The sequence below is a fragment of the Leptothrix toolikensis (SeqCode) genome (genome assembly GCF_057922285.1).
On the sequence record NZ_JBYSVC010000104.1, the window covers coordinates 1 to 7307 of the forward strand.

At 58.3% G+C, this 7307-nt stretch carries 7 protein-coding genes; 1 reads left to right on the top strand and 6 read right to left on the bottom strand.

The genetic code is table 11. The annotated features are described in order from the left end of the window. Positions 1-184: 184 nt before the first annotated feature. From AC3VI7_RS11570 to AC3VI7_RS11580, 3 genes are all read right to left on the bottom strand, one after another. The gene (locus AC3VI7_RS11570; protein ID WP_489667611.1) at positions 185-781 is read right to left on the bottom strand and encodes a protoglobin domain-containing protein; all 597 of its coding nucleotides are present in this window, start codon (positions 779-781) and stop codon (positions 185-187) included. A gap of 323 nt (positions 782-1104) precedes the next feature. Next, entirely contained in the window at positions 1105-1473 is a 369-nt protein-coding gene (locus tag AC3VI7_RS11575; RefSeq protein ID WP_489671545.1) for a roadblock/LC7 domain-containing protein, read from the bottom strand. Between the two features lie 31 nt (positions 1474-1504). Then, complete coding sequence (locus AC3VI7_RS11580) at positions 1505-2116, bottom strand: protoglobin domain-containing protein (RefSeq protein WP_489667613.1); 612 nt, start codon at positions 2114-2116, stop codon at positions 1505-1507. A gap of 388 nt (positions 2117-2504) precedes the next feature. On the opposite strand from AC3VI7_RS11580, the gene AC3VI7_RS11585 reads away from it, so the two are divergent. After that, positions 2505-3758: an AGE family epimerase/isomerase gene (locus AC3VI7_RS11585; protein ID WP_489671546.1), complete on the top strand. Its 1254-nt coding sequence runs from the start codon at positions 2505-2507 to the stop codon at positions 3756-3758. Here AC3VI7_RS11585 and AC3VI7_RS11590 read toward each other — a convergent pair. From AC3VI7_RS11590 to aroC, 3 genes are all read right to left on the bottom strand, one after another. Beyond that, a complete protein-coding gene (locus AC3VI7_RS11590) occupies positions 3705-4736 on the bottom strand; it encodes a GGDEF domain-containing protein (protein WP_489667615.1) in 1032 nt (343 codons plus the stop codon). The genes AC3VI7_RS11585 and AC3VI7_RS11590 overlap by 54 nt on opposite strands. Before the next feature lie 246 nt (positions 4737-4982). After that, positions 4983-6176, bottom strand: coding sequence for an MFS transporter (locus tag AC3VI7_RS11595; protein WP_489667616.1), 1194 nt, complete (start codon positions 6174-6176; stop codon positions 4983-4985). Between the two features lie 10 nt (positions 6177-6186). After that, the gene (aroC, locus tag AC3VI7_RS11600) at positions 6187-7299 is read right to left on the bottom strand and encodes a chorismate synthase (protein WP_489667617.1); all 1113 of its coding nucleotides are present in this window, start codon (positions 7297-7299) and stop codon (positions 6187-6189) included. Positions 7300-7307: the final 8 nt, after the last annotated feature.

The window sequence follows — 7307 nt, forward strand, 5'->3', positions numbered from 1 at the left end:
CACTCATGGCACCCACACGGTCTTCGTCCATGCTGGCCGGCAGCAAGGAGGCCATCATCAAGCCGTCGGTGGAGAGAACAGCGGAGGCTTCAATGTCGGCGGTCGAGCCGTTGAGTTCGCTGAGGATAGAGTTGAGAACATCTGCACGCATGGCAAGAATCCTAAAAAAGTGGGGCTAGAAAAATCAAACTTGGCCAAGTTGGGTCCGGGCTTCGGCCAGAACCACGTTGATTTCCATGTTAAACATCCGTTCAAGCAGCGCCGGCTTGAAACCCGTGATGCGGATCACGGTTTCGAGGTAATAGGCCAAATAACTTTCAGCCGTGATCGCCTGCGCCGTCAAAGCCAAACGCTCAACTGCGGCCAAGATCTCGTCAGCCAGCGCCTTGCTGCCGACAAATTCGGGCGTGATTTTGGTTCGCAGCCAAGACACCACCCACGTCCACATGCCCATCATCATCGGGTTCTTCACGCCGACCTTGATGTGAACCACCCCGACCAAGGACTGCCATGCCCAGTACTTGGCGTCGAAGGGCCCCGATAAAGTGCGTTGCCACCAGCGCCGCAAGGTCGTTTCACGGTCAGCGCGCGCACCGTGACCGATCAGGTTGGCCATCTGCGGATTGGCTTGGATCGTGTCGTAAAAGCCTTGCACCAGCTCGTCTTCCATGGCCAGCAGCTGCGGCCTGAAGCGAAACAGCAACTGAGCGTCTGCATCAGAGAAACGCTGCCCCTCAGGAATATCAGCGGTGATCTTCTGCGTCAGATCAAAAATATTCATGCTTTGATTCTTCGTCATAACCCACTCATTTTCGATAATTTGTACTCACTTGACGTGAGCTATTCTGGTTGTATCAACCAACCCGAAAAATATACATCGCCGCTTGACTTTATTGCCGGAAATAAACCACAGGCTACACAATTAACTTCACGTAAATATAAAATGCCACAAACGCACGAACTTCATGATTTTTTAATAAACGAGCAACAATCCGAGCTGAGCCCGGTCGAAGTCCTATAAAGAAGCCCTTCGACAAGCTCAGGGCGAACGGACGAAGTGGGTTCAACCCGCGAACAGGGAAGAAACAAGGGGGTGCGGCCGCCTTACAACAACACCTTGCGAATGCTGCGGGCGGCGCGTTCGATGTGCTCGAACAGCACGCCGAGCGGCGCGTTGGGTTGGATCAGGGCCAAGATGACGATTTCAGGGCTGGCTGCAACCATCAAGGCGTCACCGTCACGGCCGCTGACAAACACATGCTCCAACTCGCCGTACGAAAACGCGTGCATCGCCCGATGACCCAAACTCAACATCGCCGCCGCGCGCATGGTGCCGTGTCGGCGGGTGTCCATATGCTCAGGCAAGCAAGACGCCATCATCAAACCGTCGATAGATACGACGGCCGAGGCTTCGATTTCAGGGTTAGCACCATGCAAGGCGCTAAGAATGGGTTGAAGCATATGTGTATGCATAAAATAGTCCCCAGATGTTTTTTCAAGAAGATTAGACTGTTCCGAGCTCAGCACGCGCTTCGGCGATCATTTTTCCAATCTCGGTCGCGGCCATTCTTTCCATCAAGGCCGGTTTAAAACCCGTCATCCGAACCACGGTTTGCAGATAGTTATCGAGATAACTTTCAACCGTCAATGATTGAGCCGTCAGGGCGAGGCGCTCGAAACTCTGAAGCAGATGATCAGCATGATCTCTATCGAGGTGGGATGTTTTGAGCTGCTCGCGCAACCAAGCCATCGACCAAGCCCACATGGACAGCATCATTTGATTTTTAACCCCCGCCTTGACGTGAACCATGCCCACCAAGGCTTGCCAAGCCCAATATTTTTCATCGAAAGGGCCGGCCAAAGTCCGTTGCCACCACGTTCTTAGGGTTTGTTCACGGTCGGTGCGCAGCCCTTTGTCGATGATGGCGCGCATCGGTGGATGGTGATACATCGTGTCGTAGAAACCCTGAACAAGCGCATCTTCCAAGCCAGCGAGTACATCACGAGCGCGATGAATAACATCCACATCATGGGCAGAAAGCCGCTGATGCGGCGGAATATTATTAATAATATTCCTGGTCAAATCAAAAAGCTGAATAGTTGGATTGATTGTCATTTTATTGTCGTGGCAAATAGCCAAAGAGCACCCGCTCTTTGAGCTGATTGTTGAGATTCAATGATGTAGCCAACCTGAAGTTTATAGACACAAAGCCAACCCCATGTAATCAGCCTGCGTGAAATGTTATTTATTGCAAAAGCACCTAAAAATCACCGATAAACAACAACGCATAAACAACGCACATCAGTGATTGGTTATATTTAATTCCGACTGAATGTATTTATTGCTATTTGTTTGACACCGATCAAATTGATTCGAGGCCAAATTCATGCAAGCTGGCATGGATCTCGCTTGTCCATAAAAAGTACAACCCAGAACAGATTTATCGACGGGCTCGGCTACAGTCTGACAAACGTTGACCCTTGCAACGGAAGACCCAGACCCCATGCGCGCCCATCCCGACTTTCGATCCCCCGCTTTTTTGCGTCGTCACGCCCACGAGATCATGGCGTTCTACGACGGGCGTTGCGTCGATCCGAGTGGCGGCTTCTTCCACTACTACAAGGACGATGGCCGGATCTACCACCCGAGCCGGCGTCATTTGCTGAGCAGTGCCGGCTTCATCACCACGCATGCACGCATGCTTCAGCACTTCCCGGACGATGCGCAAGCCGAGGTTTGGCGGCGTTCCATGAACCACGGGCTGGCCTTTTTAGAGCATGTGCATCGGGATGCACACACCGGCGGCTACGCGTGGATGCTCGATTGGGAAGAGCGCCGTAAAACCGTGATCGACGCCACCCAGTACACGACGGGCTTGGCGCATGTCCTGATGGCGCATGCTCACGCCATGCTGGCCGGGTTTGAGGCATCGCGTCCACGTCTACAAGTGGTGTTCGAGCTGCTGGAACAGCATCTTTTTGATCCCGCCACCGGCCTCTATCACGCCAGCGCCTCGGGCGAAGACTGGCAAGCACACGACAGGTACCAGCAGCCCAGCGCCAACATGCACATGGTGCAAGCGTTGCAGGTGGCCTTTTCAGCCACCGGCGATGAGCACTTCTTGGACCGCGCCGCACAAGTTGCTGAGACCGTCTGCCTGCATCTGGCCCCCAAAACTGGCGGTTTGGTCTGGGAGCACTACCAGCCCAACTGGACGCCGGATTTAAACCATGGCGGTGACTTTGACGCCCTCACCCCGCCATGGGGTTTTCAGATGAGTGATCAAGCCCATTGGGCGCGCCTGCTGTTGCAACTCGACCAAGACTTGCGCTCGGATGTGAGCCATGAAGAACATCCCCGTGTGCAGCGCGCACGCGAGCTTTTCTCGCTGACCACCCGACTCGGCTGGGACCGAAGCCATGATGGCTTGGTGCAGAGCTTGGGCCCGGACCACCAAGTCTGTGACGCCACCCGCCATCACACCACCTTGGCCGAAACCCTCTGCGCCGCTGCCTTGCTGGGCCAGCACACCGCCAGCGGTGCCTATTGGGATTGGTACGACCGCCTCTGGTCCTTCGCTTGGAAGCATTTTGTAGATGCCAAGCACGGCGGTTGGTGGCGCGCCCTCAACAGCAGCAATCACAAGATCAGCGATGACAAAAGTCCGGCGGGCAAGGTCGATTTGGCCAACCTTGGTGCCTGCCTAGACATCCTTGAAGCCTTCGAGACCCAAACCATCCCCGGGGCGCTCACCTGATGGCCCTTTGGCTTCATCAAGCTCCGAAAAACCACTGGTACGCACGGTGTTGCGACCTGATTTCTTGGCCTTGTAAAGCGCCGCATCGGCCGCTTGCATGGCGGTGGGCACATCGACCGTCCATTCATCAAACTCAGCCACACCCAAACTGACTGCGGCCTGCCGGGTGCCGGTTTCGAAGGTGAATAGTTTGGCGACCACGTTTTGGCGCATCTGTTCAGCGATGCGCGCTGCCGCCGGGCCATCGCAGCCCATCAGTAGCACCGCGAACTCATCGCCACCCAAGCGGGCCACCGTATCGCTGGAGCGCACCCCCGCGCGCAAGATATCGGCCACGCCGATCAAGACCTGATCACCCGCCGCATGCCCATGGGTGTCGTTGATACTTTTGAAGTGGTCGATGTCGATGTAGAGCAGGGCGGCAGGCAAAGACATCGGCCGACGCGTCAACCGACTGGCCACCATGGCCTCAAAAGCGGCTCGATTGAGCAAGCCCGTCAAGGCGTCATGCGTGGCCATCCACGACAGTCGCTCACGCGCATCACGCTCATGGGTCACGTCCATCAGCACCCAAATGGTGCCCGCATCCTCTTGGGCGACATCCACCGGACTGCCTTGCAAGCGGCCCCAAAACGAGCTGCCATCCCGCCGCCGAAACTCAAATTCATCCGAAAAGACGCGATGCTCGGCAAAGGTTTGCGCCACCCGAGGCCCCAAGGCCGTATAGGTCTCGGGATCAGCAAACAACTCCTGCGTGGGCAGGGCCAATAACTCGGCCTCGGAGTACCCCATCATGCTGGCCCAGCGTGCGCTGACGATTTCAAAGCGTCGGTGGCGGGTGAACGCAATGCCCACCGGTGCCGTGGCCAAGATGGAGTGCATCTGGTTCAACAGCGCGGTGGCGGTCTGTTCGGCCGCCGAGCGTTGCTTCAGGGCATGTTCCAAGGCCTGCAACTGGCGAACCAGCAACCATAGCATCAGCCCTCCCACGCCCGCGACTGCTGCCATCACACCGGACTGAAGCCACAGACTATCCACATGCATACCCGGTGAATACAAGACGGCGACGACCCCCACACTGCCCACCACTAACCCCCCGGCGGTGAGCATCAAGCGCCGTCTAAAAAGAGCCAGCATAGAATTCACCCCCCCCCACGAGTTGATAAAAAGCATAGTAAGCGTTGTACAAGCCAAACTTGGCAATACCTGACAGTGCTGATCAAACTATACGGAAGCGGGGGAAATCGACACTTTCATGGCCCGCCATGCGCAGACCGCCCCCATCAAAGCGGAGAGGCTCGCAGCCCAGAAAATACTTTGATAGCCCAGATGCTGCGCCAGCCAGCCGCCGCCCAAACTGCCCAAAACCCCCGGCACGCCATACCCGACAGCGGAATAAAGGGCTTGGCCACGGGCGCGTAAACGCCCCGGAAAATGCTGCTGAATCAACGCCACGCTGGCCGTGTGCTGGGCGGCAAAGCTCAAAGCGTGTAGCGCCTGCGCCAGCAAAAGCACCCACAAATGCATGCCAGCCGCAGCGGTCAAAGCAAATCGAAACGCACTCACCAGCGACGTAGCGATCAGCCAAGGGTGGATGGCCGTGCCGAACCAGCGGCCTTGGAACCAGAACCAGACGATCTCGACCGCCACCGACACGCCCCAAGCCGCCCCGATCACCGCTGGACCATGCCCGAGTGCGGTGAGGTAGAGCGACAAAAACGCATAGAGCGCCATGTGCGCCAGCACGGTAAAGACAATGCCAGCCAACGCCCAGCGAAACTCGGGCTGTGCCAACACCGGGGCCATCGACGGCATCGCATCTTCTTGGCTAGCACGCACACCGTCGTGTTGCAAAGGTGTCCAGTAACTGGTGGCCCACACCAAGGTAAAGATCAGCAGCAGCGCCGGGGCAAAGGTGCCCACGCCCATGCGTTCAAACCAAAAACCGAACCCCAACACGCTGCACAGAAAACCGACCGACCCCCAAACCCGCACCCGGCCATAAGCCCCAGCGTTCAAGGCCCCATCGGCCGAGACAATCTGACTCACGACCGCCTCGCCCAAGGGCATGATGCCGGCATTGCTCAGGAAAACCCCAGCGGTGATGACCGCCAGCCAAACCAAGGGCTCGGTTTGCCATGCCTGCGGCAACCCTTGCACGGGCCAGAGATAGAGCAGCGCAAAGACCCACGTGGCTGCACAGGCGCGGCGAATCCAGCGCACCCGCTCGCCATGCCGGTCCGCCCACCAACCCCAAAGATAGGGTCCGAACAAGCGGGTCAAGCTGGGAACAGCCGCCAAAACCCCCAAGCCGAACGGCCCGATGCCCCAGCTCTGGAACCAAAGCGGGGCGTACAAATTGAACAGACCCAACGCAGCAAAGTAGGCGGCAGACAGCGCCGCAAAGGCTGGCAACAAGCGCGGGCCCTCAGCCCGTTTGGCAGGACGCCGGCAAACGCGGCGTGCTCACCCGCACGTCGCCGCATTGCGCCCGGTGCCGCAGCGCCAGATCAATCACCACCAAAGCCAACATGGCCTCAGCGATGGGTGCAGCGCGAATGCCGACACACGGGTCGTGCCGGCCGTGGGTCTCGACCACCGCTGGCTCGCCGGTGATATCGATGGAGCGCCGAGGCAGGCGGATGGAACTGGTTGGCTTGATGGCCAAGCGCACCACCAAGTCTTGGCCGGTCGAGAGCCCGCCCAAGGTACCGCCCGAATGGTTCGAGGCAAAGCCCTCGGGCAACAACTCATCGCCGTGCAGACTACCGCGCTGGCGCACCGTCTCGAAGCCGTCACCGATCTCAACCCCCTTGACGGCGTTGATGCCCATCATCGCGTAGGCGATCTCGGCGTCGAGCTTGTCAAACAACGGCTGGCCCAAACCCACCGGCATGCCCAAGGCCTCCACTTGCAGCCGCGCACCGACGGAATCACCCGCTTTACGCAGCGCGTCCATGGCCGCTTCAAGAGTAGCAATGCGCTCGGCGTCGGCCGTGGCGGCAAAAAACGGGTTCGAGCCGATCTGGCTCCAATCCTCGACCGGAATATCGAGATCACCAATGGCCGTCATGCAGCCTCGGAATGTGGTGCCGTATTGCTCAAGCAACCACTTCTTGGCCACAGCCCCAGCGGCCACCATCGGCGCGGTCAACCGGGCCGAGGAGCGCCCACCGCCGCGCGGATCGCGCTCGCCGTACTTGTGCCAGTAGGTGTAGTCGGCATGCCCAGGCCGAAAACTCTGGGCGATGTTGCCGTAGTCCTTGCTGCGCTGATCGGTGTTGCGGATCAGAAGCGCAATCGGTGTGCCGGTGGTGCGCCCTTGGTAGACCCCGGAGAGGATCTCGACCGCATCGGGCTCATTGCGCTGCGTCACATGGCGGCTGGTGCCCGGACGACGCCGGTCCAGATCCGGCTGGATGTCGGCCTCGGACAAGGCCAAGCCCGGAGGGCAGCCGTCAATCACACAACCAATGGCCGGTCCATGGCTTTCGCCAAAGTTGGTCACACAGAAAAGCTTGCCAAAAGTGCTGCCGGACATGGATTCAA

Bases quoted from the DNA above. Each gene is read 5' to 3' on its own strand.
- AC3VI7_RS11585 (WP_489671546.1), top strand. From the start codon at position 2,505: ATGCGCGCCCATCCCGACTTTCGATCCCCCGCTTTTTTGCGTCGTCAC.
- aroC (WP_489667617.1), bottom strand. From the start codon at position 7,299: ATGTCCGGCAGCACTTTTGGCAAGCTTTTCTGTGTGACCAACTTTGGC.
- AC3VI7_RS11590 (WP_489667615.1), bottom strand. From the start codon at position 4,736: ATGCTATGGTTGCTGGTTCGCCAGTTGCAGGCCTTGGAACATGCCCTG.
- AC3VI7_RS11575 (WP_489671545.1), bottom strand. From the start codon at position 1,473: ATGCATACACATATGCTTCAACCCATTCTTAGCGCCTTGCATGGTGCT.
- AC3VI7_RS11570 (WP_489667611.1), bottom strand. From the start codon at position 781: ATGAATATTTTTGATCTGACGCAGAAGATCACCGCTGATATTCCTGAG.
- AC3VI7_RS11580 (WP_489667613.1), bottom strand. From the start codon at position 2,116: ATGACAATCAATCCAACTATTCAGCTTTTTGATTTGACCAGGAATATT.